The sequence below is a fragment of the Nostoc sp. genome (assembly GCF_036916575.1).
GTDB lineage: Bacteria > Cyanobacteriota > Cyanobacteriia > Cyanobacteriales > Nostocaceae > Nostoc.
The window spans coordinates 1-26,085 of record NZ_JBALGC010000155.1; the positions used below are offsets into that span (position 1 = coordinate 1).

General features: G+C 43.6%; 27 protein-coding genes and 1 riboswitch. Of the genes, 15 read left to right on the forward strand and 12 right to left on the reverse strand.

Annotation, left to right across the window (positions count from 1 at the left end; genetic code table 11):
* Positions 1-342: 342 nt before the first annotated feature.
* The 5 genes from V7L29_RS35200 to V7L29_RS35220 form a co-directional block, all read right to left on the reverse strand.
* Positions 343-1,656, reverse strand: a complete 1,314-nt coding sequence (locus V7L29_RS35200; RefSeq protein WP_334691253.1) for a TldD/PmbA family protein — start codon at positions 1,654-1,656, stop codon at positions 343-345.
* Between the two features lie 373 nt (positions 1,657-2,029).
* The gene (locus V7L29_RS35205; RefSeq protein WP_334691252.1) at positions 2,030-2,890 is read right to left on the reverse strand and encodes a Tab2/Atab2 family RNA-binding protein; all 861 of its coding nucleotides are present in this window, start codon (positions 2,888-2,890) and stop codon (positions 2,030-2,032) included.
* A gap of 126 nt (positions 2,891-3,016) precedes the next feature.
* On the reverse strand, positions 3,017-4,168 hold the full coding sequence (locus V7L29_RS35210) for an alkaline phosphatase family protein (RefSeq protein WP_334691251.1): 1,152 nt from the start codon (positions 4,166-4,168) through the stop codon (positions 3,017-3,019).
* Positions 4,169-4,567: 399 nt separating this feature from the next.
* Complete coding sequence (locus V7L29_RS35215) at positions 4,568-5,215, reverse strand: HAD-IA family hydrolase (protein ID WP_334691261.1); 648 nt, start codon at positions 5,213-5,215, stop codon at positions 4,568-4,570.
* A gap of 81 nt (positions 5,216-5,296) precedes the next feature.
* Positions 5,297-6,490 carry an NAD(P)/FAD-dependent oxidoreductase gene (locus tag V7L29_RS35220; RefSeq protein ID WP_334691250.1) on the reverse strand — a complete coding sequence of 398 codons (1,194 nt, stop codon included), beginning with the start codon at positions 6,488-6,490 and terminating at the stop codon, positions 5,297-5,299.
* A gap of 194 nt (positions 6,491-6,684) precedes the next feature.
* On the opposite strand from V7L29_RS35220, the gene V7L29_RS35225 reads away from it, so the two are divergent.
* From V7L29_RS35225 to V7L29_RS35235, 3 genes are all read left to right on the forward strand, one after another.
* Complete coding sequence (locus tag V7L29_RS35225) at positions 6,685-7,308, forward strand: 4Fe-4S single cluster domain-containing protein (RefSeq protein WP_334738395.1); 624 nt, start codon at positions 6,685-6,687, stop codon at positions 7,306-7,308.
* A gap of 7 nt (positions 7,309-7,315) precedes the next feature.
* Positions 7,316-7,660 carry a hypothetical protein gene (locus V7L29_RS35230; RefSeq protein ID WP_334738396.1) on the forward strand — a complete coding sequence of 115 codons (345 nt, stop codon included), beginning with the start codon at positions 7,316-7,318 and terminating at the stop codon, positions 7,658-7,660.
* Between the two features lie 147 nt (positions 7,661-7,807).
* Positions 7,808-8,824, forward strand: a complete 1,017-nt coding sequence (locus V7L29_RS35235; protein WP_334738397.1) for a FecCD family ABC transporter permease — start codon at positions 7,808-7,810, stop codon at positions 8,822-8,824.
* Between the two features lie 133 nt (positions 8,825-8,957).
* Here V7L29_RS35235 and V7L29_RS35240 read toward each other — a convergent pair whose 3' ends face one another.
* Positions 8,958-9,326 (reverse strand): winged helix-turn-helix transcriptional regulator, encoded by a 369-nt coding sequence (locus V7L29_RS35240; RefSeq protein WP_334738398.1) that lies wholly within the window; start codon positions 9,324-9,326, stop codon positions 8,958-8,960.
* A gap of 226 nt (positions 9,327-9,552) precedes the next feature.
* Here V7L29_RS35240 and V7L29_RS35245 point away from each other — a divergent pair, with 226 nt between their 5' ends.
* Positions 9,553-10,170, forward strand: a complete 618-nt coding sequence (locus V7L29_RS35245) for an isochorismatase family protein (protein ID WP_334738399.1) — start codon at positions 9,553-9,555, stop codon at positions 10,168-10,170.
* Positions 10,171-10,649: 479 nt separating this feature from the next.
* On the opposite strand, the gene V7L29_RS35250 is transcribed toward V7L29_RS35245, so the two are convergent.
* Positions 10,650-10,967, reverse strand: coding sequence for a DMT family transporter (locus V7L29_RS35250; RefSeq protein ID WP_334691245.1), 318 nt, complete (start codon positions 10,965-10,967; stop codon positions 10,650-10,652).
* A gap of 400 nt (positions 10,968-11,367) precedes the next feature.
* On the opposite strand from V7L29_RS35250, the gene V7L29_RS35255 reads away from it, so the two are divergent.
* Entirely contained in the window at positions 11,368-11,817 is a 450-nt protein-coding gene (locus tag V7L29_RS35255) for an Hsp20/alpha crystallin family protein (RefSeq protein ID WP_334738408.1), read from the forward strand.
* Positions 11,818-12,058: 241 nt separating this feature from the next.
* Here the strand turns inward: V7L29_RS35255 and V7L29_RS35260 are convergent, their stop codons facing one another.
* The 3 genes from V7L29_RS35260 to V7L29_RS35270 form a co-directional block, all read right to left on the reverse strand.
* Complete coding sequence (locus V7L29_RS35260; RefSeq protein ID WP_334691243.1) at positions 12,059-12,358, reverse strand: ferredoxin; 300 nt, start codon at positions 12,356-12,358, stop codon at positions 12,059-12,061.
* A gap of 103 nt (positions 12,359-12,461) precedes the next feature.
* Positions 12,462-13,316 carry a uroporphyrinogen-III synthase gene (locus V7L29_RS35265; RefSeq protein WP_334738400.1) on the reverse strand — a complete coding sequence of 285 codons (855 nt, stop codon included), beginning with the start codon at positions 13,314-13,316 and terminating at the stop codon, positions 12,462-12,464.
* A 177-nt stretch (positions 13,317-13,493) separates the two neighbouring features.
* On the reverse strand, positions 13,494-14,084 hold the full coding sequence (locus V7L29_RS35270) for a hypothetical protein (protein WP_334738401.1): 591 nt from the start codon (positions 14,082-14,084) through the stop codon (positions 13,494-13,496).
* Between the two features lie 381 nt (positions 14,085-14,465).
* On the opposite strand from V7L29_RS35270, the gene V7L29_RS35275 reads away from it, so the two are divergent.
* The 3 genes from V7L29_RS35275 (at position 14,466) to V7L29_RS35285 (ending at position 17,131) form a co-directional block, all read left to right on the forward strand.
* Positions 14,466-15,377 (forward strand): S1C family serine protease, encoded by a 912-nt coding sequence (locus tag V7L29_RS35275; protein WP_334738402.1) that lies wholly within the window; start codon positions 14,466-14,468, stop codon positions 15,375-15,377.
* A 288-nt stretch (positions 15,378-15,665) separates the two neighbouring features.
* The gene (locus V7L29_RS35280; protein ID WP_334738403.1) at positions 15,666-16,502 is read left to right on the forward strand and encodes a S1C family serine protease; all 837 of its coding nucleotides are present in this window, start codon (positions 15,666-15,668) and stop codon (positions 16,500-16,502) included.
* Positions 16,499-17,131, forward strand: coding sequence for a response regulator transcription factor (locus V7L29_RS35285; RefSeq protein ID WP_334738404.1), 633 nt, complete (start codon positions 16,499-16,501; stop codon positions 17,129-17,131). Before V7L29_RS35280 ends, V7L29_RS35285 begins: the two co-directional genes overlap by 4 nt.
* 565 nt (positions 17,132-17,696) lie before the next feature.
* On the opposite strand, the gene V7L29_RS35290 is transcribed toward V7L29_RS35285, so the two are convergent.
* Positions 17,697-19,010, reverse strand: a complete 1,314-nt coding sequence (locus V7L29_RS35290; protein ID WP_334738409.1) for a TonB-dependent siderophore receptor — start codon at positions 19,008-19,010, stop codon at positions 17,697-17,699.
* Positions 18,920-19,486, reverse strand: a complete 567-nt coding sequence (locus V7L29_RS35295) for a hypothetical protein (protein WP_334738405.1) — start codon at positions 19,484-19,486, stop codon at positions 18,920-18,922. Before V7L29_RS35295 ends, V7L29_RS35290 begins: the two co-directional genes overlap by 91 nt.
* A 642-nt stretch (positions 19,487-20,128) precedes the next feature.
* On the opposite strand from V7L29_RS35295, the gene V7L29_RS35300 reads away from it, so the two are divergent.
* The 7 genes from V7L29_RS35300 to V7L29_RS35755 form a co-directional block, all read left to right on the forward strand.
* Positions 20,129-20,542 carry a GlcG/HbpS family heme-binding protein gene (locus V7L29_RS35300; protein ID WP_334691236.1) on the forward strand — a complete coding sequence of 138 codons (414 nt, stop codon included), beginning with the start codon at positions 20,129-20,131 and terminating at the stop codon, positions 20,540-20,542.
* A 319-nt stretch (positions 20,543-20,861) separates the two neighbouring features.
* A riboswitch (cobalamin riboswitch) is annotated at positions 20,862-21,050 on the forward strand.
* Positions 21,025-21,261: a CbtB-domain containing protein gene (locus V7L29_RS35305; protein WP_334691235.1), complete on the forward strand. Its 237-nt coding sequence runs from the start codon at positions 21,025-21,027 to the stop codon at positions 21,259-21,261. Its footprint overlaps the riboswitch before it by 26 nt.
* Positions 21,262-21,299: 38 nt before the next feature.
* Entirely contained in the window at positions 21,300-22,523 is a 1,224-nt protein-coding gene (locus tag V7L29_RS35310) for a hypothetical protein (protein WP_334691234.1), read from the forward strand.
* A 441-nt stretch (positions 22,524-22,964) separates the two neighbouring features.
* Positions 22,965-23,387 carry a DUF1636 domain-containing protein gene (locus V7L29_RS35315; protein WP_334738406.1) on the forward strand — a complete coding sequence of 141 codons (423 nt, stop codon included), beginning with the start codon at positions 22,965-22,967 and terminating at the stop codon, positions 23,385-23,387.
* A gap of 55 nt (positions 23,388-23,442) precedes the next feature.
* Positions 23,443-24,672, forward strand: coding sequence for a glycosyltransferase family 4 protein (locus tag V7L29_RS35320; protein WP_334738407.1), 1,230 nt, complete (start codon positions 23,443-23,445; stop codon positions 24,670-24,672).
* A gap of 314 nt (positions 24,673-24,986) precedes the next feature.
* A complete protein-coding gene (locus V7L29_RS35325) occupies positions 24,987-25,742 on the forward strand; it encodes an integrin alpha (RefSeq protein ID WP_442944318.1) in 756 nt (251 codons plus the stop codon).
* A partial coding sequence (locus V7L29_RS35755; protein WP_442944319.1) for a M10 family metallopeptidase C-terminal domain-containing protein occupies positions 25,739-26,085 on the forward strand: 347 nt, incomplete at its 3' end. The genes V7L29_RS35325 and V7L29_RS35755, both read left to right, overlap by 4 nt.

The following is a 26,085-nucleotide window of genomic DNA, read 5'->3' on the forward strand; positions in this document are numbered from 1 at the left end:
GTATCCGCAAGCAACTGGAGTACTTCCCTACCTTGCGGATGGCGATGGAACACGTCCTGAGCTTAGTGTCCTAACCAATCTGGCGATTGCTATAATACATCACACAAGCTTTGGTGATCGCTAAACCTCTTTTAGGCTGCTACCAGGGTGCGAAAGCGCTGATTCATAGCAATTTGGGATTTCAGACTTCGCCGTGAGCCTCAGCCGAACGATTTTAGATTTTGGACTACAAGTCTCTACTAAAAAGCTGTTACTGGAATCTTAGAGAATGTTTTAAAAGTCATTGACAGATATAATTCGCTACTACACAAGCACTGTCTTCAATTAGGAATTACGAATTATTTAATTGTTTCTCCCCGTAGTGGATAGCCCTTCTACTATCAGAGATGGAGTATAACAAGAACCATTCCAATCAGCATCATTGCCTAGTGTAACCAATTGCTTGAGGGCTGTGTAGACATTACCTGCAACCATCGTATCCTTAACGCGCCCAATTACGTGACCATTTTGCACACGGTAGCCTAAATCAACATTAATCGAAAAATCTCCAGAAATACTGCCGCCACCACCCAACATTTGATCCACAATCAAGCCATTATCTAGTTGTTGAATCAAATCTGGTAGTGATGCCGAACCTGGCTGAATCAGAAAATTAAATAAACCAGGAGTGGGATAGCTGCCTAAACCAGGGCGAAAACCATTTCCAGTCGTGTCAGTCTTCAATTGACGTCCGGTGGTGCGATCGCCATAGAAATTCTGTAAAGTCCCGTTTTGGATAAATACTAAAGGTTTAGTCGGAGTGCCTTCATCATCGAAAGGACAACTGTAAGGGCCGGCTTCCGGGTCTTGGTAGAGGGTGAGGCTAGGTGCAACTACTGGATTACCCATGCGTTCTGCCCAAGGCGAAGCTACTTCTAAAACTCGCTTACCATTCAAAGCTGCTTGCACAGTACCCCAAAGCATATCGGCGGCTTTAGAAGTGAATAAAACCGGGATGCGACCAGTAGGAGGTGAAATATTTTCTCTGGCCCAAATTAACCGCTGTAAAATTTGATTAGCTAATTTCTTTGGGTGCAGTTCGCTGCGCTGAGTTTGTCCATCGGCAACATTCAAAAAATCATCGCCACGCACCCATTCTGCTGAGATGTAGCAACTGAGGGTAGTGTCGGTGTAGTGACAATCTAAACCTTTGGTATTGATTAGTCTAGTAGTTTCAATATCACATTCCCAGTCACCATTGCAAACAACATCTGGATAGGCATCGCGGATGAGTGCGATCGCTTCTTTGCCCCAGTCTACCAAAACCTCTATCGGCACACTTTCCCCCAAGTCTGGGTACTCAGGCTGAAAGTTAGAGACTAATTCTACTGTTTCCGGTTGATTCAATTGACTCAGTGCCAGAGCTTTTTCCACCATTACTTCGGCTAAGACAGAACCGTAAGCCACCGTGAGTCCCGGACGCCCGTTTCGCCAAAGCCGTAGTGCTGTGCCCTCAGATTGGTTGGTTTCTAGCTGTTTGAGTCGGTTTGCCTCAAAAAACACTGGACGAGAAAACGATCGCGATTGATAAACCTCAGCAGCTTCTGCTCCAGATTTTATCGCTAGTTCCAGCAATTGTTCTGCTAGTGTATCTTGTGACAAATTTTCAGAACCCATGAGCCTTAGTGCATTGTAGATTTTGAACCGCATATCAACGCTGTCTCTTGAAAGTGCGATCGCACTTTTTGCTGATGGACGCAGATAACTATCAAAAAATCATCAGCGTGTCTTTGCAGTTGCGATTTGGAACCGCAGATCAACGCTGATGGACGCAGTTAATTATCCCAAATCATCGCCATGTCTTGACGTATCTTAGCGATCGCTATTTTCAGTTCTTAATCATTAGTCATTCTCTACCCATGCCCCATACTTCTCTACCTTGGGCTGCGCCCTAAGCGTAGCTATGCTGCAGGCTTTACGGCAATGCTCAGTACAAGTGCCCTATGCCCCATGCCCCATACCCTGTTTGGTCAATGCCCAATGCCTATTTTCAGAGATTAACCTCTTGCAACAGCCAAAAACCAGCAAAAGATTCTGCTTTGGGATTAGACTGTACACCGATAAAATGCACTCCGTTAGCTTTTTGCTTGGCTTCTTCAAAACCTTTGGCTTCTGCTAAGATTTGAGATTTTTTGATATTTGCCACAATCCAGCTTTCAGTTACACCAGTTTCTAAAAGCAATCTCGCCTCTTCCCTGGTGTCAAATCTTAAGAAAGCCAACTCCAAACCAGACATCCAGCCTGCCAAGGGCAACGCTCTCGGTGAGAAAATCAAAATACCAGGAATACGGGCTTCGGGTGAAACTTGCGCCAACTCTAAGGGGAAAGCTTCACCAAAGCCAATTTCCCACTCTGGCATTTCTGCCAAATCCGCAGCATCTAAGGTAACAAATACCCACTGCTGTCCTTCCAAAGCATCTGGTAAACGTTGCGGCAAAGGTTTTTCCAAGCGGACTGAGGGATTAGTCCCCCCTTGATACCCTGGTTCTTGAGGATACACTTCCTCCATCCGCTGTTCTAACCATTGGTTGAGAACCAAAGTGCGGCGGCTTGGCTGGGCGGGAATGCCTATATCTTGGCAGGCTTTAGTAATCATATTGTTCATTTGGCGGCGGAAAAAGCGGATTTTAATTGGTGCTTTCCCAGCTTGGTTAATAGCCTCCTGCAATGCTGTCCGCAACCAGCCCGAATTTACCTGGGTACTAGGACAATATTGAGCATAGCGAAACAAAGAATCTGCTTTTGTGCTGATATCCAAGGGACTTTCGCAGACTAAGACTTCCCAAATTTTTTTCTGATTAGCGTCCAAAATCGGACGGGAGTAAAAATCGATTTCCCAAATACTGCCCATGTTTTGCGGTAAAAATCTGGCTGTTATGTTTTCCTGATATTTTGATCATACGAGTGTTGGGGCAGCATTGGGCATTGGGTATTGAGCATTAGTTATTTCTCCCTTATCTCCCCCATTTCTCTATTCCTATTCTTGTTTAGCAAACAGGCGTGTCATCGGCTTGACTCCTTTGGCTGTATCGCCCGCCAGATTCAGGTATTCGTAGATCCCAAAAGCATCCTCGGTGGTTCGCAACAGTGAGTAGTGATTATAGGGTGTTTTATCTACTACACTCCGTGAACCGTGATTAGTAATTACAATGGTTGCAATGTGACCACCACCAAAGTTAGCATTACTTTTGGGGTCAAAACTGCAACAACCTTGAGTGCCTTTTTTGTTGCGTGGATTGTTATCTTCATCCCAAGTAATGACGATCGCATTATTCCCTGACGCAGCCCAAAGCTTTGAGGTGGTGATTTGTTTGACAACTTCACCAATCATTGTGTCACCAGTTTTAATTAGTTGTTGCAGATTGGGACATTCTTGTAAACCGTGCATTTCATGGCATTGGTTAAGTATAATGTGGCTGTAATTCGGAATATTGCCGCTTTTCAGGTCAGTAGCAAGCTGGTCAAAACCCACAATCTTGCTTGACAAATTAGGATCGTCTTGTACTTTTTTGAAGTTGATAAAACCGTTATGCTTTGAGGCATACAGCGCACGGTTCCAGCTAGGAGCAACAACTGCTTTAGAACCTGGGGTGGGGATGTCTTCAAAGTATCCCTTACTCGTCAGACCTTTCTGTTCTAGTTGGTCAATTAAGCTTTTAGAGGCGATAGTGTGACTAACATAGTCAGATTTTTGAAAATTATGACAAAACATGTCGAAACTACCAACCTGACAATAAAAAGCGTCATCGTCATGGATACCAAAAGTACTACCACCTAAAATAGCGACGTAGTTAGCCTCGCTGGGATGAACTTCAGCGTAGAAGTTGCTAGCAAAGCCGTAAGTTTTTGCTAGTTGATTGATTATTGGTGCATTGGAGTTGCCAATAATCTGATCGTAGGACTTATTTTCTTCAATAATGACAAAAATGTGTTCGTATTTAGGGATTGCTTTATCTTCTTTTGTTGGGACGGAGGCTAATACTGCGGTATTTTCATTTGTGATGGATTGTTGGATGGGTTTTGTCTTTGTGAATACTTGAGACTTTGACGAGCAAGTGATCGCACTCAAGCTCAAACTAAGTAAACAAAGCCCAAAAGTAATCTTTTGAGGCGTTTGGCGTGCTGACATAACTACTATGAATTATTAGTATTATCAGCTGTTGAGTATATGCTGTGTTTTCTGTGAGATCAATTGTGTTGAGATTCTAACAAAATGGCGTCAACGATAGCGTAGCGTAAAGCCTTCTCTTCTCTTTCAGAGACGCTAACGCGAACGAGAGGCTTGTCTGCGACACGCTCCGCGAACGCCAACGGCATGGCTTCTCTTAGAGCGATGCAGGAGCGTCACAGCCCGCACTTCGGCATGGTTCTATTACTTCGGCTTCTTTCGGCTTCTCTGCGAGACGCTGCGCGAACGCTCAAGGCAAGCCGCTCAGTACAAGTGCGCTCACCAGCCGCTCAGTGACAACCGCAGGCATCGCGTCCATTTGAGGCGCTAGAAAAAATAGTGATCGTCAAAATATCTCCTTCATTTTCCACGGTTGATCCAAACACCTCTGAGTCCAGCTGCTTTAGCTCCGTGATAGTCTTCTATAATGCTATCGCCAATATGCCATGCTGCCTCTGGAGAACATTTATGTTTGTCTAAGGCAATAGCAAAAATTTGAGGATCGGGTTTAGCTGCGCGTACCTGGGTAGAAATGGTGACGGAGGTAAAAAACTCTCTCAACCCTAAACTTTGCAATACTGAGTAAATCCGCGAATCAAAATTCGACAGCACCCCCAAGCTAACTCCCAACTGCCGCCAGTTGGCTAAAGCTGGTAAGACATCGGGATAGACAAACCACGGTTCGCCAGTGCCAAAGTGGATGTAAAGTTCGCTAAAAAAAGCCGAAAAGTCAGAAAATTTTTTGAGAACACCTGCACCTTCAAAAGTGTTCAGGGCAATTATCCGCCACCAATCAAACTCGCGCTGAGGAATATCTTGCAGTTCTGCATCTGGAAATATCGGCGGCGGCGCTGCTTTAAAGCTTTGGATGAACGTTGTATTTAAAGTTTCGGCTGAAACTGTAACGCCAAATTCCTGTGCTATCTGACTATAAACTTCACCCACACCGCCTTTAACATCGAAAAGTGTGCCCACAGCATCTAAAAAAATAACTTTCGGTTGTTCCATCAAAGTTTGATTGAATTGGGGATTGGGAACTGAGGAATAGGGACTGGGAAGAGTCATTAATGACTAATGACTAACCTCAAGTTACCGAGAAAGTGTTTCTATGATCGGACGGACTAGCCAATTAAAACCAACTTTAAGCTGATGGTCTAAAGTTGGCAATCTATATAAATAGGCAATACGCCGGGCGACGTATGCCAAGCGCCCATCTAGTTTAATTCCCAAACCAGTGAGAGTGGCGTTGTCTATTCCTAGTGTCATCATTTCTCCTAACTGTTGGTAGCGGAAGGGAAGTAAAGGGCGATTAGTCAGAGTTGCCCAGATATTCCAAGCAGTATAATCAGCTTGTTGCAAAGCCGCTTGTGCGGTGGCGGGGACTTGCTGTCCTTCAGCATCATGACAGTCTGCTAAATCTCCCAAGGCAAAGATTTCTGGATGATCAAGGACTTGCATATTGGATGTAGTTTTGATTTGACCACGCTGGTTTTGCTTGAGGGGAAGAGATTTGACTACAGGCGCAACCCTGGTTCCCACAGTCCAAATTACCAAATCCACGGGAATCGTGTCTAACTGGTTTTTGTATTCTAGGGAAATGGTATTTTGCTCTATTAATTCAACTTTGGTTTCTAAATCAAGAAATACGCCACGGGCATCTAAAGCTTTCTTTGCTGCTTCCCGGTTAAACTCTGGAGAAGTTCGCAAAATTTGGTCAGCGATTTCAATGATCCGAAAGCGTCCTCTTTCCCCTAGTCTGTCGGCTAATTTACAGGCTAACTCTACACCACTGTAGCCAGCCCCAACGATCGCCACCCGAATTTTATCAGCATCCGATTCTTCTAAAAATCGCAGGCGTTCTTCCAAACGATAGGCATCAGAGATTGTGCGGAATGGGTAGCCGTAGGCTGTCCCACCAGGTACTAAATCTAGCGGTGTCTCACCTCCTAGCGTCAGCACTAATCGGTCGTAAGGGATTTCCGGCCCTTCATGTACATTTACCCGTTGCTGGTCGATGTCAATTCCAGACACAACCCCTTGATAAAAACGCACCCCTGTGCCTTGTAAAAGTTCTTCAAACGGCGGGGCAATTTCCCAGGTTTGCAGTTCACCAGTGAGTAATTCGTAAAGTAAGGGAGAAAATAAGAAGCGATCGCTTTGATCTACCAGAACAATTTCGGGTTTTTGCGTAGGTTCCCAAGGTAACTGGCTTAAGCGCAGGGCTGTGTAGAGACCACCAAAGCCTCCGCCAAGGATACAAATTCTAGAAGTTTGTTGAGTCATCTATTCTATCTATGGGACGGTCAATGCTAGTTGGGCAACTAACTTCAGTCTAGTAAGTTAAAGCGGACTTTTCCAAACCCCCTAAAGTTTTTCAGGAATTAGTCAATTAGTCATTAGTCATTAGTCACAGTTATATAACTGGAGATTCGCTATAGTTAACGGTTAACAGGCAACTGCTAAAAGGAATTAAAGAGATGGAAATTAAGCCAACTGACCCATCGCTAGCACTCAGAGAAATTCCCCCTAGCTATCTCAATATTATGGGTTACGTTGATCAGTCAGAAGTTAATGGCCCTGGTTGTCGTGCAGTCGTCTGGGTACAAGGTTGTCTTCGTGAGTGTCCTGGCTGCTTTAATACTGACTCTTGGTCATTTAAAGCTAACCAATTGATTGCTGTTGATACCCTTGCCGAGAATATTCTCAGCAATCCCCGCAATATGGGTGTAACGTTCTCTGGTGGAGAACCGTTTTGGCAAGCAACTGCACTGGCGTCTTTAGCTCAGAAGGTAAAAGCTGCTGGATTAAATGTAATGTCTTTTACTGGGTTCACTCTTAAGCAGCTACAGTCCCAATCTGCACCGCCAGGTTCTCAAGCATTGTTAGAACAACTCGATATCTTGATTGACGGGCCTTTTGTACAATCTCTGGCAATTAATTCTCCCAACTCTCCAGTCTCTTCTAGCAATCAACGGGTTCATGTGTTAAACCCAGCTTTCCAAGACCAGATTACTTGGGCTAGCGATCAGATAGAAGTACACATCCTCAAGGATGGTAGCCGCATTGTCACCGGTTATCAAGGTGGGCTGGAGTTGACGTAGTGGAGTATTGAGCATTAAAAATGGGAAGTTAAAACTTAAAGGTTCACCCTCAGAAGCTCAACGTCCACCCTCAGAAGCTCAACGTCCACCCTCAGAAGCTCAACATCCACCCTCAAAAGCTCAACATTCACCCTCAGAAGCTCAACATTCACCCTCAGAAGCTCAACATTCACCCTCAGAAGCTCAACGTCCACCTTCAGAAGCTCAACGTCCACCTTCAGAAGCTCAACGTCCACCTTCAGAAGCTCAACATCTACCCTCAGAAGCTCAACGTTTAAATTTTAACTCCCTCTGTTTCCTGCTCAATGCCCAATGCCCCATCTCCAATGCATCTGTGTTTGGGACAGATTAGACCTCTTGCATAAATCAAAAATAAGAACCCCACCCCGCCAAAGCTACGCTTTGTCTCCCCTCCCCGCTTGCGGGGAGGGGTTGGGGGTGGGGTGTTAGGGACTTTTGCAAGAGGTCTATTATATTAAAAAAAAATACATATCTAAATTTGACTAGACCATTTCAGACAATTTTTACTGAACACCGCGTATTTTGGGCTGTTTTACTCTTTGGTACAGCACTGGTGGTAACGCTAGCGCTGTCGCTTTCTCAAGGAGCAGTACCCTTAAGTATGTCGGAATTTTGGCAAGCCATACTCCGCAAAGGCGATCCGGTTAAACAGACAATTCTCTGGGATTTGCGCCTCCCGCGGATTACAGCTGCTCTCCTTGTCGGCGCAGCCTTGGGAATGTCAGGAGCCTTGCTGCAAGGAATGTTACGCAATAGTCTTGCTGATCCATTTATTTTGGGCATTTCAGCGGGTGCAGGATTAATTGTGATTGTGATGATCGTGTGGCAAATATTCCCGATCGCAATTCCTTTAGCAGCGTGGATAGGAGCAATTTTAACTTCAGCGATCGTGATTTTGCTCGGTCGTGCGGGGTCGGGAATTTCTGTTGAGCGGTTGATTTTAGGCGGAGTGGCGGTGAGTTCTTTATTTGGTGCTGTACAAAGTACATTGCTGCTTTTAGCTGAAGACGGTCAAATTCAAATCGCGCTGAGTTGGCTAGTTGGTAGTCTCAACGGACGCGGTTGGCAAGAAATTGCGACGACTGGCCCTTACATTATCGTTGCATTGCTAGGGGGATGCTTGCTAGCGCGATCGGTAAATGTGCTGGCTTTGGGTGATGATTTAGCTGTGGGTTTGGGGATTTCATTGACGCGATCGCGCCTGTTGATTGGTGGTATTGCTACTCTCTTAGCCGCAGGTGCAGTCAGCATCAGTGGCTTGATTGGATTTGTTGGTCTTGTTGTCCCTCACGCTGTCCGCCTGATCGTTGGTACAGATCATCGCTTTGTTTTGCCACTTTCCGCCCTTGCAGGTGCATGGTTACTGACTTTTGCAGATTTACTCTCTAGATTAGGAGCAGTAGAACTACCAGTAGGTTCCGTCACCGCCTTGCTGGGTTCACCTTTGTTTATTTGGTTACTTTACCGTCGTTCTGCTGGGTTTAATAAATTTTGAGCTAATACGCTTTCTAAGTAAGTGGCTATCCCACCACCAGTGCAGCGACTGGGAATTTGACAATAAATGGGACACAAATTTTGCTTCCCAGTGAAATTTCCAAAAAGTGTTTGATGAATTGAACAATGATAATTTATCTTTCTACATGATTGTCTTTGCTTTCTCTGTTCTTTTCTACTTCCTGAAAATGAGCTATTGACCATTGACACAGTAGCCGGAGTGGCTCAACTAACGTTTCTCCCAGCGATGTCAAGGAATACTCTACAGTAGGAGGATTAGTAGGATAAACTTTGCGCTTCACAAGACCATCCCTTTCCAAATCACGCAGAGTACGGGTTAGCATTCGTTGCGAAACGTCTCCAATTTCTCTATGCAACTCATCATAGCGTTTCGTACCTTGTGATAGAACGTAAATGATTACTGTAACCCATTTGTCAGAAACCAGTTCAAGTGTCTGCCGTAAATAAGGATGTGATTCAAGGATTTTAGGTGATTGAGCCATATTTTAGATTGGATGGTACGTACATAAGTGTTCCTACTTGTGCAATATCTGAAGTTCGTTTAAGAATAAAGTCTAGAGATATCTATAGCGGTTCTCAGTGGTCAACGTAGCAGACTAATAAATGTATCTACTCAGGCAAAATCTTGACTACTGGGTTTATTTAATACATTCTTTCTAATGATTTGAACTGTTTGCATTAATGACAACAATACAGGAAAACAGGACAATGAAATATTTTGACTTTACTCAAGAAAACTCGGCTATGCTTCTGATTGATCATCAAGTTGGCACTATGAAGCTGATTAAAAACTTACCTCTGACCGAGGTAGAAAAGAATACTCTTACCCTTGCAAAAGTGGCAAAGGTGCTTAAGATACCTGTAGTTTTGACAAGTAGCCAAGAGGATCGGTTTCAAGGAAAGCTAATGACTACTCTAGCAGAATTGCTACCTGAAGCATACGAGGTAAGAGTTAAACGTGCGGGTATCGTAAATGCTTGGGATGATGAGAATTTTGTCAAAGCAGTCAAAAATACAAATCGTACTAATTTAATTTTGGCTGGTATAACTACGGATGTTTGCTTAGTTTTTCCGGCGATTAGCGCAGTGCGTGAAGGCTATAGTGTTCAAGCAGTGATGGATGCCTCTGGTTCACCATTCCATCTCTCGGAAGATTTAGCGCGGCAGCGGATGCATGATGCTGGAGTTGTGCTAACTGCTACGATTACAATGATAGCTGAATTGGTTAAGGATTGGAGCCGAACAGAAGGTGTAGAGTTACAGGAATTATTGTTTAGTGAGGTGTTGCCTCCTAAGTTGATCGAAAGCACTAGTACTCTATATTGATCTTAGTTGAAGCCTACTACAATTCAACAGGAGCTAATAGATGGAATAGCCCATCAAATCCAAAAATATTAGTTACAAACGAGTTGGAAAAAGCCAAAATTTTTTGGTTATAAGCTGATCACTTTGATAGCAAAATTTTGTCAAGGTGATCGCCAGGGCAGCCGCATCATATCAATAAGCAAGATTTATTCTCAATAAAATCAAAAATAATGTTATTAACCCCTTGCTTATTGCTAAGGTTTTAAGCGTTGGCATAGCCCGCCGTAGGCATCGCTTTGGCGCTTAAAAAATAATCAAACGCGAAAGGAAAGATTTTTTCGTTGGTTCTTAACCTTCGTTGCGATCAAGAGTAATTTAGATGCGTTTGCCCTTATCCCACCACTTAACCCATAACCCAGCAAAGTAGTGAAAAGTAAGTTTTGTAGTGGGATATTTTGGTAAACCCGATGTTTTATGAGCCGCCTAATTCCTATCCGCCATCAACTTGCATTTATGCCAATTACTCCGATGATTATTAAGGCGATCGACATAAGTTTGATGAATGTGGTAGATTCACGAAAATAGATAATACCAATAATAGCAATTAGGATAGTTCCCAATCCAGCCCAGACAGAATAAGCCACACTCACTTCAAGTCTCTTGAGAGCAAAGGTCAAAAAAGTAAAACAAAGTCCATAGAAAACAACTATTAATACCGAAGGAACTATTCTAGTAAATCCTTGCGATAACTTCATGCAAGTTGTGCCTGAAACCTCAAAGAGGATTGCAAAGATAAGGTAAATCCAACTTGTTGACATATTTGTTATCAGCAGTTTGTTAGGAATCTCTTATTATCTCTGTGAAATTAAAAAAATACAACAGGTTGAATTATTATAATTAGTCGCGCGAATATACTAAAAAATCGTAGGATACGCTACACATACAAGCTTTAAGAGTAGGGGTATGGGTGACGATTGTAGCCACATTCTAAATATATTTACTATATTTAAAGTCTGCTTTTGTAGAATTTACCGAACATAAATATTTGAAATTACCGCACTTGCTATTAAGTAGATTTTTGGTTCGGTAATCTTCCTAAATCAGGTGAGAAAAACCGAATTTACAGCACTTTTATTTTTCAATACTATGAGAACAAAGCAAGGAATTAAATCCTCAATTAGTTGGACAGTAAAGATACTGATTATCCGAGGTAGAGATATGACATTAGTACGTTTGAACCCCTGGCAAGAATTTAACGCAATACAACGCCAAATCAATCGCTTATTTGATGAAGATACTTTGCCAACTGCATTTTTGGATAGAGGTTTATCCAGAGTTCCCGCTGCTGAGTTAAAAGAAACTGAAGATGCAATTCATCTGAAGCTAGAACTTCCGGGAATTGAAGCTAAAGACTTGGATTTGCAAGTTACAGAAAATGCTGTATACCTTAGTGGTGAGCGGAAGTCTGAAGCTAAATCTGAAGATAAAGGTGTGATCAAAAGCGAATTCCACTATGGTAAATTCCAACGTGTAATTCCTTTACCTGCTCGGATTCAAAATACCAATGTCACGGCAGATTATAAAGATGGCATCTTGAACCTGACGCTACCCAAAGCTGAAGAAGAAAAGAATAAAGTTGTCAAAGTTAATCTAGCATCATCTGGCTAATTTGCGCTTGATATCTGCTAGCTATTTATTAAATTAAATAAAAAGCGCTTTCCAAAAGGGGAGCGCTTTTTAGTGTAAATTACTCAGCCTATACAGATTTATTAGGAAAGTGCAAAATTTTAAATCTTGTAGAGTATGTTATTGGGTAGGATAACGCATCACCTCAGATTTTAGGTACGCTAGGACGAATGTTCTAACGCATCCTACAAAACTTGCTCTTTATTAAATCCACATTTCTTAGTTAAGCGTTAAGCGCATCTTCTTGATTGGTTTCGATAACACAGTCAGAAGTGGCATACGCAACACAGGTGAGAACCCATCCCTCGTCAATTTGTTCGTCGTCTAAGAAGTTCTGATCTGATTGGTCAACTGTACCTGAAATCAGCTTCCCAGTGCAGCTAGAGCAAGAACCAGCGTTACAAGAATAGGGCAAGTCTAGCCCATTTTCCTCGTTAGCGATTTCTAGGATGTACTCATCATCAGGAACTTCAATTGTTTTTTCTCCATTTGGAGTAAGCAATGTAACCTTATAACTTGCCATGTAACAATCCCTAGCTAAATTTAAACTCCATTTCTGATACTACGAGTTTATGTGCAGCTAGTCTAGAGTTAATTGTGATTGACTACTCTACATCTTGATGCGCTTAATGTGAGCTGGAAGTGAGAGGAAAAAATTCTGCGATCGCTTCTGCAAATCCCTCAAATGAACTATAATCTTTCGACACGATTGAGACATTCATACCCAACTTTTGAGCATTGGCAGTTGTATAAGGGCCAAAACATGCAATAATACAACGTTCATAATCGCTTCGTGAGTTGACCATTGTCAAAAAGCTTTCTACTTCCGCCGTGCTACTAAAGGCAATTACATTGATTATTGCTTGATGTATCAGGTTTAATTCAATACTGTAGATATTTTTATTTAAACCCTGTGTAATATAGGTGGGTACGCGAGTTACTTTCATACCCAATTTCTGCAAATCTGTGATTAAATTGGGTACAACATCAGGCTCAGGCAAACCAACAACTTCTGGAGCCGGGATCAGCACTTTTTTCTCGTGAATTTCCGGTAGTTTCGCTAGTTCTGCGACAATTCCGGCTGGGCTAGATTCTGTGGGGATTAAATCTACTTTGCCACAAAAGGATGATAAGCTTTCTGCATCTTCTCCTAATGCACATAAGTGACATTTTTGTACTACAGATACGGGAATATTTAAATCATTCATCCGCTGAAAAAATGCAGTGATACCGTTTCTACTGGTGAAGACAATCCAATCAAATTCGTTTATGCGTTTCAGAGCAATATCTAACTTAGTGTAGTTTGATAAATAGCAGGTTTCGATAGTAGGCATGAGAACAGGTAAACCACCTTGTTTGATGATTTGTTCAGATAACCTAGAAGCATAATTTCTCGGTGCTGTTACTAAAATTCTCTTGCCATATAGAGGTAATTCTCTAGATGGAGTGAGTAGGTCGATTTCTGTTGATTGGGTGTGCATTTGTTTAGATTATTTATGGGTTAGCTTGAGGGACTTATTGAAGTGAATAGTTGATTTTACTGTGCAAAATTTTGATTGCCCCAATATCATCTATGAGCAAGCTAGTAAATCAATAAAACACGCTCTGCAACATTTATTTACAACGTGTCCTGTTTTGCACGTATCCCGGCTGAACCCCTATTTGTCTACTTTATGACGTAGAGCAATGACTTTACTATATTTAGCATCAATACGATTTAGCTGCCCATTGGGATCAATGATGTCAATGCCAATTAGTTGGTAGGAATTTGGGTTTGTAGAAACTACAGGAAGTTGTTCAAGATTTCCTAAGTAAAGCACAGCAACAGTAATTGAACAGGCGTTAACTGTTCCTGTTGAACATCCATTTGGATAATTAACACCGCTAAGAACCCCTGGAGTATAAGGTGGAAGACCGAGAAATGGAGCTTTAAGACCTGGAACTACTTTCCAAGAAGCATTCTCATTTCTCAAATCACGATCTCGTCCTGATAAACAGAAATGAGACACAGCGCCAAAGTATGAGTATTCTTTACCAAAAGTATTGAGTGTCACAGTGGATTGAGCAGCAGTGTTGAAGTCAAAGGAACCTTTCCCCCCGCCTTTAAGAGTAAACTTAAACCTCAGTACAGTTTTAGGTCTGCCAGCAGCCAGAGTACGAATAAGTGGAAAGCTTCCTGTGGCTGTAGCACTTACAATTAAGCTACCACCCACTTTTAAAATTTGCCGTCTGGAATAGATGTTAAACACAATGTTTTCTCCTAAACAAATAAAGTTTTTGACGTTGCATAAATGCTGGATGAATTAGCTTCAGTGCAATTGATTTATGCTAACCATTCACAGGATCTGAAACGCTATAGTCAAAAATAGGTTACTGAGAGCTGATTCATAAACAAAAGCTTATCTGAACCGTTTTGGGCTATATAAATCCTAGTACCATGTGGCATAAATACACATACCATTTTTTGGCCTTGTGGTCAGCCAAATTTTCGTAGCTTTTAATGGTCTGCTTACTGCCGCCAAGCTATACTAGCCATTTTTCTAGGATGAATTCTCCCCATTTTTCCGATGCCATCTGTGTTGAGCAAACGGCACGATATGAATATCTAAGAACGTTTGCAGAAAAATCTTATGTCTTCATTACTGGCTTTGTCCAACAGTTTAGCTGACACCGTAGAACAAACTGGGAGTGCTGTAGTTGCGGTGAATGGGGGTACTCGTGTTTCCCCGAGTGGTATTCACTGGCGGAATGGGATCATTGTTACTTCTGATGAGTCCCTCCAGCGCTATGACGACATCACCATCACCCTATCAAATGGTAGCACTGCACCAGTAACACTCGTCGGTCATGACTCTAGCACCGATATCGCCGTTTTTAAACTAGAAAATGTCGGAATACCTGTGGCAAAAGTTGGCGATGCCAAAACGCTCAAAGTCGGTCATCTGGTACTAGGACTAGCAAGAGGTAGCGAAGGTGACTTAAGAGCGGCGATGGGTGCGGTGAGTGTGGTTAGCGGTGCTTGGCGAAGTATGAGTGGCGGAAATATTGACCAATTCATCCGCCCAGACATCAACCTTTACTCTGGCTTTTCAGGCGGGCCGCTTGTAGATGCTGGTGGTTTTGTAGTAGGTATGAATACATCGGGGCGGCGTGGTACTGCTTTAACTATTCCCACTGCTACAGTCGATCGCGTGGTTGACCAATTAGTAGCAAAAGGACGCATTTCAAAAGGCTACTTGGGTGTGGGAATGCAACCTGTACGCTTACCAAAGAACCTGAAAACAGCCCTCAATTTAACTTCTGCAACTGGGGTAATTGTTGTCAATGTTGAGCCTTCGGGGCCCGCTGACAATGCAGGTGTGCTGCTTGGTGATGTTTTGGTCACATTCGATGGTGTAACTGTGGGCGATACAGGTGATGTGCTGGCGTTACTCAATAGTAGTGATCGCATTGGTAAACCTGTCAACGTGCAAGTTGTCCGCGGTGGAGTGTTAGTTGAGTTAGCGATCGCAGTTGGCGAACGACCTACTAAAGAGGAATAATGCCAATTTGGGATGGATTTAACTAGCTCTGTGAAGATTTTCTCAATTTTCTATTCATTCGAGCTTCTGAACTCGGAAGTTGCACCTTTTTGCTCGAACGTTGAGCTTCTGAACTCGGAAGTTGCACCTTTTTGCTCGAACATTCCAGCTTTGAACTCGAAACTGTCAAAATTTGCTTTCCAAAGTTGGGTTGACTGATATCTTACAGGATTCTCAATTATCTCAACCCGACTAAAAACTATTGTCAGCTCACTGATTTTACTTTGACATGCTCAAAAAGTGTATAACATGGCAAACACAACATTAACTAACATCGCTGCTGAATTGACAGAGGTAGCTGCTAAACTACGCGATCGCACTGTCAAAGTGAAAAGCGGCTCTCTGGGCGTCGGTTCCGGTATAATTTGGCAACCTGATGGACTAATTATCACTAATGCCCATGTGGCAACCAGCAACCGCGCGACTGTGGAATTGGCAGATGGAAGAGTATTTGATGCGGTGCGTACACAATTTGATCCACAGCAGGATTTAGCAGCCCTGAAAATTGTCGCCACTGATTTAACTGCTGCAACCATCGGCAATTCTGAGGCGTTACGAGTGGGTGAATTAGTCTTAGCAGTGGGTAATCCGTTTGCTGACAGTGGTGCTGTGACAACAGGAATTATCTATGCAAATAATCCACGAGCAGTTATGGCGGATTTGCGGCTGTATCCTGGTAATTCTGGGGGGCCGCTTGCCGATTGTCTCGGTCGAGTCGTGGGAATTAACACCATGATTGTTAATGGTTTGGCTGTAGCAGTTCCCAGCAACACCGTTGAGCGTTTTTTACAGGGCAATAGTCGTCCGCAATTAGGAGTCATACTGCAACCTGTGCTTTTAGGTAGGCGGAGCTTGGGTTTATTAGTGTTGTCAATTTTACCTAATAGTCCTGCGGAAATTGCTGGTGTACAAATCGGCGATGTTTTAATTGGAGTTTCGGGGCGATTATTCACTAGCATAAATAACTTAACTAAATATCTGCGTGAGAGTAAAGGATCTGTGCCGCTACAACTCCTACGCGGTGGACAGCAATTAGTTATTTATGTTGGGGTGCAGTCTGGGAAAACTGCTGTGGAGGCGACATGATCCGGGTGATGGTAGTTGCTACTTCCCCTGTAGTGCGGGCAGGGTTATCAGCTGTGGTAACTACCAATCCTCGGCTGACGGTAGTGGGGAGTGCATCCGATTTGGATGTATTAGCAAGGGAAGTTGGGCAATTACAACCAGATGTGGTGCTGGTAGATTTGAGCAGCAATCTTCAACAATCGGTGTGGGAAAAATTGCTGCTTATTCAAGAGGAGCAATACCCATTGGCAATGATCGTCATTGTTGAGGAACTCGACAGCATTGATTTAGAGATGGCGTTACGTTCTGGTATCCGGGGGATATTGCCCAGTAGTAGCACAGAGTCAGAAATTTTTGCTGCTGTGGAGGCGATCGCTTTTGGTTTGGTGGTGCTGCACCCGGATGCTGTAGAATTACTGTCTATCCGAGAAAAAGTGGTGGCGAATCCTGTACAAAGCTTGACACCACGGGAGATAGAGGTTTTAGGAATGCTTGGGTCAGGGTTGGGAAATAAAGCGATCGCTAAACGCTTGCACATTTCTGAGCATACCGTCAAATTTCATCTCTCATCCATTTTTCAAAAGCTCAGTGTCTCCAGCCGCACTGAGGCTGTTGCTGTGGGTGTGCGACTGGGTTTGATTATGCTGTAATCTGTAGTTATTATCGGTTAGATGCAATTGATCATCAGCTAAGTACAGCATTTCATGACAGCAGAATTCAAGTATTTGAACCACATCTGTCGTAGGGGCACAGCAATGCTGTGCCCGTAGAGCATGGTCTATTTACCTGAAACATAAAGGACGCATACTCCTACGGAGAAGCAAGCTACGCACAGCGTCTCGTAGAGAAGAAGGAGAATAACGAGAGGAGAAAGAATTTCACGAATTATTTAAGATTGCTATGGTGAGAAAAATTAAAATTCAATTGAAAATGTCCCTAGAATTTTCTCTCCCTTAGACGAATGGTCATACTCTCGACTATTGTTAACAAATAGTGTCTCTTAGCATAAACAGCGACCAACAAACAAATTAGCAAAGCAGTAACCGAAAGCTGATACCTGGTCAAAATTCCCAAGAAATTGTCCCCTGCACTGTGAACGGATCACCATAGAAAACACGATTCCGATTCTGGGCAGATTCAAAATAATCAATATTAAACAAATTCTTGAAATTGAGTCCTACCCGCAGACCTTCTCGTTTGTAGAAGATAGCAGCATCAGTGCGGAAATAACTGGGTAATTGAAATGTATTGGCTAAATCTCCCTGCTTGTAGAAATGATTTGCCGTAGCTGGCGTAGAGAGAAATAGGTGGAATCGGTTGATAGACAATGCCAACTCTGGGACTAAAGGCCTCATCTTGTCGGAAGCCACCAAGCACGGTATCTAACCGTTGATAATCATTACTGGCAATGTCGAAGCGTCCACCCAACAGTACCTTGAGGTTGTCTGCCAATGTGATTTGATCTTGAAGATAAATACCCAGTCCGTCGTTCCTGATACGATAGTTGAATGGATCGGTAGCAGGTCCGGTTGGTCTGCTGCCGTACTGGGGATTGAATAGATCCAGCGAAGCGATGGCGCGATCGCCATTAAAGGCCAAAGTATCTTCTCTGGATAGATTCACTCCTGTGACTATTTGATGCTGGATACTGCTAGTGGCGAACTTGCCGACAATATAGGTATCGAAATTGTAGATGTTATCGGTGAAGTCTTGTGTGGAGTAATCTCGACTGAAGGTTCGTTGATCTGCGTCTAGGGAGCCAGTAATAATTGCCCTATATAGACTCAGAAATGAGGTGTGCAAGGCACTACGCACTTGCCAGTTGTCGCTAAAGCGGTACTCAAAGTTATAACCGATTCGATAGACTTGATTATCGCTATTGCTAAGTGAAGGTTCACCGACAGTGCGATTACGCAAAATCTTACCATTGCGGTTTGGTAATACAGTACCGAATACCGGAATACCGAAATCGAAGGGTCCTTTAACGTTGTAATACTCGGCTGCTAAGGTGAGCTTGGCTCTGGAGTTGATCAGCCAGGTTAAAGAGGGTGCAACGTCGTAGCGCTGTTGTTGATAGAAATCAATAAAGCTTTCTGTCGTCCGGGCAGCTACACCTAAACGATACAGCACCGTTTTGTCGGCATTGACTGGTCCCGACAGATCAATCGCCCCTCGATAAGAATTAAAACTCCCCGCAGAGCCTTCCAAGGAGTAGTATGGTTCTCGCAAGGGCTGTTTCGTCACGACATTAACAGTGCCTCCCAACTCCCCTTGCCCAAACAGAACCGAGGCAGGTCCTTTGAGAACTTCGACGCGATCTACCGTCACTGGATCGTAGCCAACAGAAGTCAGCATACGGTCTACGAGTCCATCTCTCAGGATATCCTGAACGTTAAAACCCCGAATCAAAAAAACATCAGAGAAGGTGCGAGGAGAGACTACGGACAGCGCAGTATTTGCTGTACAATTGCCTGCATTGCTGGTGTAGTTATTCCCTGGCGCTGATACAGTTCTTGAGTGAGTTGGCAGGTTAGATGCTGTAAGGACGAGGAAACCTCTCTGTGAGCATTGCCTGCAAATGAGCGAAATAGCTGGTGTGTCATCCAAACAGATATAGCAAGATGAGGTTGCGTTGTTGAAATGGCTCCGATTTGGCTGGGTAGTGCGCCGCCACTTAAGAGATGGTATTGTCCTGCTCCCTCTACTCTATAATTTGTTGTATGAACATCTCGCATTTCGCTGCTTCCTGAAACATTGAAGTCATATTGTACAGCATCACTATTACGCTCTGGGACTTTGACTACTAGGCGCTCATGGAGTTGATAATTGCTAATGAGTAACCCTAATCCCTCGCGCAATTGAATCTTGCGGTTATATCCTTCACCAAACTGGGATGGGTACTGCCAAAGAATATCAAATTCGTCAGATGGGTCATAGTGTTGTTTAATTGGTTCATCTTCAAAAAAGATTTCCCAGAAGTAATTCCGCGAAATGGTGATAGTCATCTTTGGGCTTAAGCGATTGCAATACTTGCAATAGTTTCTCATGAAAGTGAGGTGTGAGGTGATGTCTATCGACAAACCGAGGAAGCGTCTGTGCTTTTGTCAGTCTCCCTGAGCTGTTAGATAATAAATGTATAAATGTAGTTAAATTGCTAGAACCTAGACAGCTTGAGAATTCTCATCAGATGCTTTTTCTGCAACAGATTTTAAGCGGCTAGGGGACTTCCAGAGAATAAATTAACCAATAATTTATAAATTAACTAATAGACCTATTGCAAAATTATTTTGTGGTATGATTAAGAATTTTGTTAAAAATGCACATCCAAATCGATGCAGAGAACTTTTATTACCTCATTGGTATGTCTGATTCAAATGGAGCGCAAATTTTAAAATTTCTGGTTGTACCATGAATTATTTTTGCAAGAGGTCTAATAATTTATTTAAATGATAGTTTTCTTTCTCCCCCCTGCTAAAAGCCCCCTGCTCCCCGGCTGCTTATTTGTATCAATCTTAATGTGAAACGGTATAACCAGCGCTTGAAGTCTTCCCGGTCTTAAAGGGGTATACCGAGAATTTCTGCTCATGATATCCTTTATTGATGACACGCACCTCAACGCACATATTTATACGATTGAAAGAATTACCATGACTTCTGACAAACATTCTGTATCTTTGGATGACGCACGACGAATACTAGCGGCTGGAGAAGCAAAGGCTCGTGCAATCGGACAACCAATGAATCTTGCGGTTGTTGATGCTGGCGGGAATCTTGTTGCTCATATTCGGATGGATGGGGCGTGGATTGGAAGTATCGATATCTCAATTAACAAAGCATTTACTGCTCGTGCGTTTAATCTCTCTACCAAATCCCTTGCTGAGGATGCTCAACCAGGAAAACAATTTTATGGTATACACGCCTCAAATGGAGGACGAATCATGATCTTTGCCGGGGGTATACCACTTCAACGTGATGAGCAGATAGTTGGTGCGATCGGAGTAAGTGGTGGTAGCGGTGAACAGGATCAAGCTGTAGCTGAGGCAGCTGTTGCAGCTTTCTAATACCATTACACTAGATGTCTCCAAAATAGAAGCAGCGCCCACTTAGTAGTGGGATTAGCAAGTCCACCCAAAAATCCTAACCATACCTAACTATTGTAGTCATCTACCAAACACCAGGAGGAAATGCGCGTTTCCTCCTGGTGTTTTTGTTAGTTTTTATCCCGGAAAGCTTCTCACTCTAACTATTTTGTGTAAACTTGTTTGTGTAAACTTGTTCCGGATCAATGGCAATGACTAGGCGATCGCTCTTGAGGAAAAAAAGTTTTCGATTTACTGAAATATTTGTTATAAAGTCTTCTAATATCTTCCTTAATCGTGTATGCTGAGTCCACAACTCGGTTCTGACGGGTGCTTACCCTCAGAAAAAACAGGGAAAGTGTAGTGAAACTCTACCGCTGTCCCGCAACTGTGAACTTCAGCTATCAGTCATCTGTTTTCAGTGATTTACTGTTTACTGCTGACTGCTGACTGGAGAAGTCAGAATGCCTGCCGAATCAATTAATATCGTCTTATCTGCGAGGTACAAAATGACGGTTCAATCTTCTAGTTCAGCCCAGCAACAAGTCGCCCGTCGGGTGCTATCAGTGCCTGTACAATCAGCGCTCTATGTCGCACTGTGTTCTTTGACTCTGTGGACAGTTTATTTCAGTACATACCCTGCTATCCATGACACGACTCATACTCTGCGTCACCACACACTAATGGTGAGTTGCCATTAGTTGATTGAGTCAATGATTAGCAGGAGGAGAGAAATAAAATGACAAAACTTAAGTGGTCTAAGCTGATCGGTGCGATTTGCATGATCGGAATCGTCCTGTATGGTTGGATCGGACTTTCCCAATCTCCTCAACCATCGGTGCGGCTAACAACCAATCCACCGATTAATCAGGTTCAACCCCTTGAGGCTGAAGCCACCACAGTTTTGGGATCGGGGCACTACAATCCGCCAGTGCAGCTGATGCTGCAAGCCGTAGATGCTCAAGGGCAGTCTTTAAAGGATGCCAAAATCCACTTGCAATTGTTCACGCGTCCGAAAAACCCCTGGTTCACAACAGATTTTCCGATCGTCGAGGGGACAAAGTTGCTGGACATTGAGGGCAATGCACCAACAGGTCAGTTGCAGGTTCAACAAACCCTGCCAATCCGGGGAACGTATCAACTCCTGGTCGCAGTTACTCCGCTGGTTGCCAATGCGTTTCAGCCGATTCAGCAAAAGCTGACGCTGACGTTGCCTGAAAATCCCTTAAAGTTTCGCTACTTTGGCATCCTAGTTGTGATTTTGCTGGCAGTTGGACTATTAGGAGGTTGGGTGATTGGAGGCAGACAAGCGATTCAACCGGGAGAAATTGCCCCGCAACGGGTACGATTGTTGTTGAGTGGATTGATTGTGGTAGCGATCGCTGCACTCCTCTGGGTCAACATCAGCGCTGAACTTGCCGAATCGCACCATCATATGTCAATGTCGATGCCAGGCATGGGAGAAGAAGTTCCGCCCTCTACTAAGCCCGCCAAATTGCAGTCTGAAGGACTTTATATGCAACTATCGGGTGACCAGAGTGCAACCGTGGGTCAACCTGCCAAATTGCAGGTCAGTGTCAGTGATCCCAAAACCAGCCAACCCGTGACAGATGTGGTGTTGAAAGTAACAACTACCCAACTGGAAAATAATTGGGTGGCGTTTGCTTATCAGGGGACTCCAGATAGCAACGGCAAATTGGCGTGGGAGCAGGAGTTCTTTGACGGTGCCCCCCATAGCATTGTTGTCGATGTTGCACCGCAAGCAAACGCAACCCGGCAATTTCAGCCATTCCAAGTTGCAGAGAATATTCCAGTCGAAGGTGTCGCTCCGCCGATGTCTGTCCGGTTGATTTCGCTAACTTACTTCACGGGAATTGTGGTAATTGGTTTGCTGCTGGGACTGTGGCTGCGACATCGGCAAACTCCGCGTAGTGGGATGACTTGGAAGCGTAGTGTTTCTTAGTCAATGTCAAAGGGCGTTATTGCTATGTAAAACAGTTTTGCGTAAAAGCGTAGCGTTTTTAATGCAGGGGAATACATTAACATTCTCTTGGAATGCATTGGCATTGCATTGAGATGCATTAACAATGTATCCCGACGCATTAATAAGGCGGCCGATGCATTAACAATGCATCCCGACGCATTGGGATTGCAGGGTATTGCTAAATTTAATTCGCTACGAATTAATGAAATGCTGTATTTATACCATTTCTTTGTGAGGCTGCACCTAATTTTCTTTCTTTCTTTGTGTCCTTTGCGCCCTTCGCGGTTCGTTTCTTATATAGTTTTGGCGCATCTTCATACAGAATTGGTATTAGTTTCTTTGCCCAATGACCAAACAGGCTGATTGCCTAAAATCCATGTCGGATATCATTGAGTGTTCGACATGAATTTTTATAGACACATGAATCATCAACACATTATATTCGTCTGCACAATTTGTGGAAGTAGTCATCAGACAAAACAGTCTGTTGCTAAAAGCGGCGGTGAACTGCTGCTAGAGAAATTACAAACCCTATATCATGACTGGGTGTTGCAAGACGAGTTCTCGATTCAACCCGTTGAATGCATGGGTGTTTGTGACCAGGCTTGTGCAATTGCTTTCGTTTGTTTTAACAAACACACCTACTTATTCGGCGATCTGCCTGCTGATGCTGAACATGTAGAGAAGACAGCAACTGCTGTACTTGAGTGTGCTAGTCAGTATCACGCCAAGCCGGATGGTTTACTCCCCTACGCCAAGCGCCCGGAACTGCTCAGAGCCGGAGCGATCGCCCGGATTCCACCTATGCCGACAGAACTTTCAGATCATAGAGAAGTGAGGTGACATACAGCCTCCAATCAGGTCATGGTGTATGTATCATATTTGATTGATTAGTTGTATGAACATTTTAATGCTATCTTCCACCTTTCCCTACCCACCAACGCGCGGAGGAACCCAAGTCAGGACATTTAATTTAATTAAATACCTGAGTCAACGCCATAGTGTTACCCTGGTGACTCAACGCGAAGACGATGTTACAGACGCAGAAGTAGCAGGATTACGCGATTGTGTGGATCATCTAGCCATTTTTGAACGTCCGCCAGATTTTGTCACCACCGGAATATTCCAGAAAATACAGCGATTTGGAAGATTTTTGCAACAGGGGACACCGCCAAGCGTACTCAATCGCTACTCAATTGAGATGCAAACGTGGGTTGATAACTGGGTGGAAGCGGGAAAATGTGATGTAATTACCTGTGAACATAGCGTCAATGAAATTTATGTCCAATCGCATTTTCAAAAACAGCTAAAAACCATAGTTAATGTTCATAGTTCTGTTTACGCTACCTGTCGGAACCAACTAGCAACCGGCATTTCCGAAAATTCACTTCGAGACAAAATTAATCTGCCACTTTTACGTCGTTATGAGCAGAGCTACTGTGCTAAATTTTCGGCAATTGTCGCCACAACAGAAGAAGATAAAATTCAACTGCAAGAATTTAACCCGAATAGTGAGATTACAGTTATTCCCAATGGTGTAGATTTAGTTTCTTTCCCCAACCGCACCACCGATCCAGGAGGACACCGCTTAATTTTCATCGGTGCAATGGATAATTTAGCAAACATTGATGCAGTCTGTTTTTTCAGCAACGAAGTTTTGCCAGAAATCCAAAAATTGTATCCTGATACAACTTTCGATATAGTCGGTTCTCATCCAGTGCCAGAAGTTTTAGCACTTGATCAAAAACCAGGAATTAATGTGATTGGGCGTGTACCTTCGATGGTAGAATATTTACATCAAGCCACCATCTGCGTTGTACCGATGCGGACTGGGTTTGGCATTAAAAATAAAACTTTAGAAGCAATGGCAGCTGGTGTACCTGTAGTAGCCAGCGATCGCGGCTTAGAAGGATTAGCCGTAGATGGTACTAGTCATACATTACGGGCATTACGAGCCAATAAACCGACAGAGTACGTCACCATTATTAGTCAACTATTTGATCATCCACATGTGCGTTCAGAATTGTCTGACAACGGCAGACAATTGGTAGAAACAGAATTCACTTGGGATATCGCTGGTAAAAGCTATGAACAAGTTTGTCTTGGGAGGAGTAATACTAATTCGTAATGACCAAATAATTATTAATTCACATTAAACGTGAATTATGATGTGCAGTCCAATTTCAGAGGGGAACAATAGCGATCGCATTATCTAGGACACTGTAAATCAGCGGTTATTCTACAAGCCCAAAGCCTACCTGGTTGCGGAAGTAGCGGTCAATTGGCAGTTCTTAAATAGTGTGTCAACTCTCAGTGGATCAGATTTTGTCGTACAAGCATAGGGGCACACAGATGTGCGCCCCGACTTGGAACACATAACTTCAAGCTTAGAACCTGAAGGCCGACTCTCTGACTAACAATAAATAAACAATTGAGAAAATCATGGCTAATTCATCATTCAATCTCCTTAACCTCTCTTCTTTGAATGGCACTAATGGCTTTTTGATTAACGGCATTGCAGCAAATGACTTATCAAGCTACTCAGTCAGCAATGCCGGGGACGTCAACGACGATGGCGTTGACGACTTGATTATTGGGACAGATGAGACCTCCCTCAACCGCAAAGATTCTGCCGGGCAAAGCTATGTAGTGTTTGGGGGGGTGAATCTGGACAGTAACGGCACCCTCAACCTCTCTTCTTTGAATGGCACTAATGGCTTTTTGATTAACGGCATTGCAACAGGTGAACCCTTAGGCTACAAGGTCAGCAATGCCGGGGACATCAACAATGATGGCATTGACGACTTGATTATTGGGGCACGATATGCCTCCCCCAACGGCAAAGATTCTGCTGGGCAAAGCTATGTAGTGTTTGGAGGGACGAATTTGGGTAGTGGCGGCACCCTCAACCTCTCTTCTTTGAATGGCACTAATGGCTTTTTGATTAACGGCATTGCAGCAGGTGACTCTTCAGGCATCTCAGTCAGCAATGCCGGGGACATTAATAATGATGGCATTGACGACCTGATTATTGGGGCACCATATGCCTCCCCCAACGGCAAAGATTCTGCTGGGCAAAGCTATGTAGTGTTTGGGGGGAAGAATCTGGGCAGTGGGGGCAAACTAACATCGCCGACAGCTTTGATGTCTTCGATGCCAATTCCACTCAAACTAGCCTGTTCAACAAGAACACGGTGACTTTCCTCAATCAACTCAACAATAAGATCAAAGGTTTTGACAACTCCGCTGATATCATTAATGCTCAGGGGGGTAACGACTTTATTGACGGCTTGAGTGGCAATGACCTGCTGCGGGGGGGTTGTGGCAATGATACTCTTATCGGCGGTTCTGGCAATGATACCCTTGTCGGTGGTAGAGGTGCCGACTCTTTCGTTTACAACACTGATGCAGCCTTTGCCCTGACTGCTGTGGGTGTAGATGCGATCGCTGACTTCAACCGCTCCCAAGGCGATAAGATTATCCTGGATAAAACTACCTTTAATGCGATTACTTCTGTTCCCGGAACAGGTTTTAGTAACAA

Bases quoted from the DNA above. Each gene is read 5' to 3' on its own strand.
- V7L29_RS35310 (WP_334691234.1), top strand. From the start codon at position 21,300: ATGACAAAACTTAAGTGGTCTAAGCTGATCGGTGCGATTTGCATGATC.
- V7L29_RS35305 (WP_334691235.1), top strand. From the start codon at position 21,025: ATGCCTGCCGAATCAATTAATATCGTCTTATCTGCGAGGTACAAAATG.
- V7L29_RS35320 (WP_334738407.1), top strand. From the start codon at position 23,443: ATGAACATTTTAATGCTATCTTCCACCTTTCCCTACCCACCAACGCGC.
- V7L29_RS35295 (WP_334738405.1), bottom strand. From the start codon at position 19,486: ATGACTATCACCATTTCGCGGAATTACTTCTGGGAAATCTTTTTTGAA.
- V7L29_RS35245 (WP_334738399.1), top strand. From the start codon at position 9,553: ATGAAATATTTTGACTTTACTCAAGAAAACTCGGCTATGCTTCTGATT.
- V7L29_RS35210 (WP_334691251.1), bottom strand. From the start codon at position 4,168: ATGTCAGCACGCCAAACGCCTCAAAAGATTACTTTTGGGCTTTGTTTA.
- V7L29_RS35240 (WP_334738398.1), bottom strand. From the start codon at position 9,326: ATGGCTCAATCACCTAAAATCCTTGAATCACATCCTTATTTACGGCAG.
- V7L29_RS35200 (WP_334691253.1), bottom strand. From the start codon at position 1,656: ATGGGTTCTGAAAATTTGTCACAAGATACACTAGCAGAACAATTGCTG.
- V7L29_RS35275 (WP_334738402.1), top strand. From the start codon at position 14,466: ATGTCTTCATTACTGGCTTTGTCCAACAGTTTAGCTGACACCGTAGAA.
- V7L29_RS35220 (WP_334691250.1), bottom strand. From the start codon at position 6,490: ATGACTCAACAAACTTCTAGAATTTGTATCCTTGGCGGAGGCTTTGGT.
- V7L29_RS35325 (WP_442944318.1), top strand. From the start codon at position 24,987: ATGGCTAATTCATCATTCAATCTCCTTAACCTCTCTTCTTTGAATGGC.
- V7L29_RS35285 (WP_334738404.1), top strand. From the start codon at position 16,499: ATGATCCGGGTGATGGTAGTTGCTACTTCCCCTGTAGTGCGGGCAGGG.
- V7L29_RS35225 (WP_334738395.1), top strand. From the start codon at position 6,685: ATGGAAATTAAGCCAACTGACCCATCGCTAGCACTCAGAGAAATTCCC.
- V7L29_RS35315 (WP_334738406.1), top strand. From the start codon at position 22,965: ATGAATCATCAACACATTATATTCGTCTGCACAATTTGTGGAAGTAGT.
- V7L29_RS35255 (WP_334738408.1), top strand. From the start codon at position 11,368: ATGACATTAGTACGTTTGAACCCCTGGCAAGAATTTAACGCAATACAA.
- V7L29_RS35265 (WP_334738400.1), bottom strand. From the start codon at position 13,316: ATGCACACCCAATCAACAGAAATCGACCTACTCACTCCATCTAGAGAA.
- V7L29_RS35280 (WP_334738403.1), top strand. From the start codon at position 15,666: ATGGCAAACACAACATTAACTAACATCGCTGCTGAATTGACAGAGGTA.
- V7L29_RS35205 (WP_334691252.1), bottom strand. From the start codon at position 2,890: ATGGGCAGTATTTGGGAAATCGATTTTTACTCCCGTCCGATTTTGGAC.
- V7L29_RS35300 (WP_334691236.1), top strand. From the start codon at position 20,129: ATGACTTCTGACAAACATTCTGTATCTTTGGATGACGCACGACGAATA.
- V7L29_RS35260 (WP_334691243.1), bottom strand. From the start codon at position 12,358: ATGGCAAGTTATAAGGTTACATTGCTTACTCCAAATGGAGAAAAAACA.
- V7L29_RS35250 (WP_334691245.1), bottom strand. From the start codon at position 10,967: ATGTCAACAAGTTGGATTTACCTTATCTTTGCAATCCTCTTTGAGGTT.
- V7L29_RS35215 (WP_334691261.1), bottom strand. From the start codon at position 5,215: ATGGAACAACCGAAAGTTATTTTTTTAGATGCTGTGGGCACACTTTTC.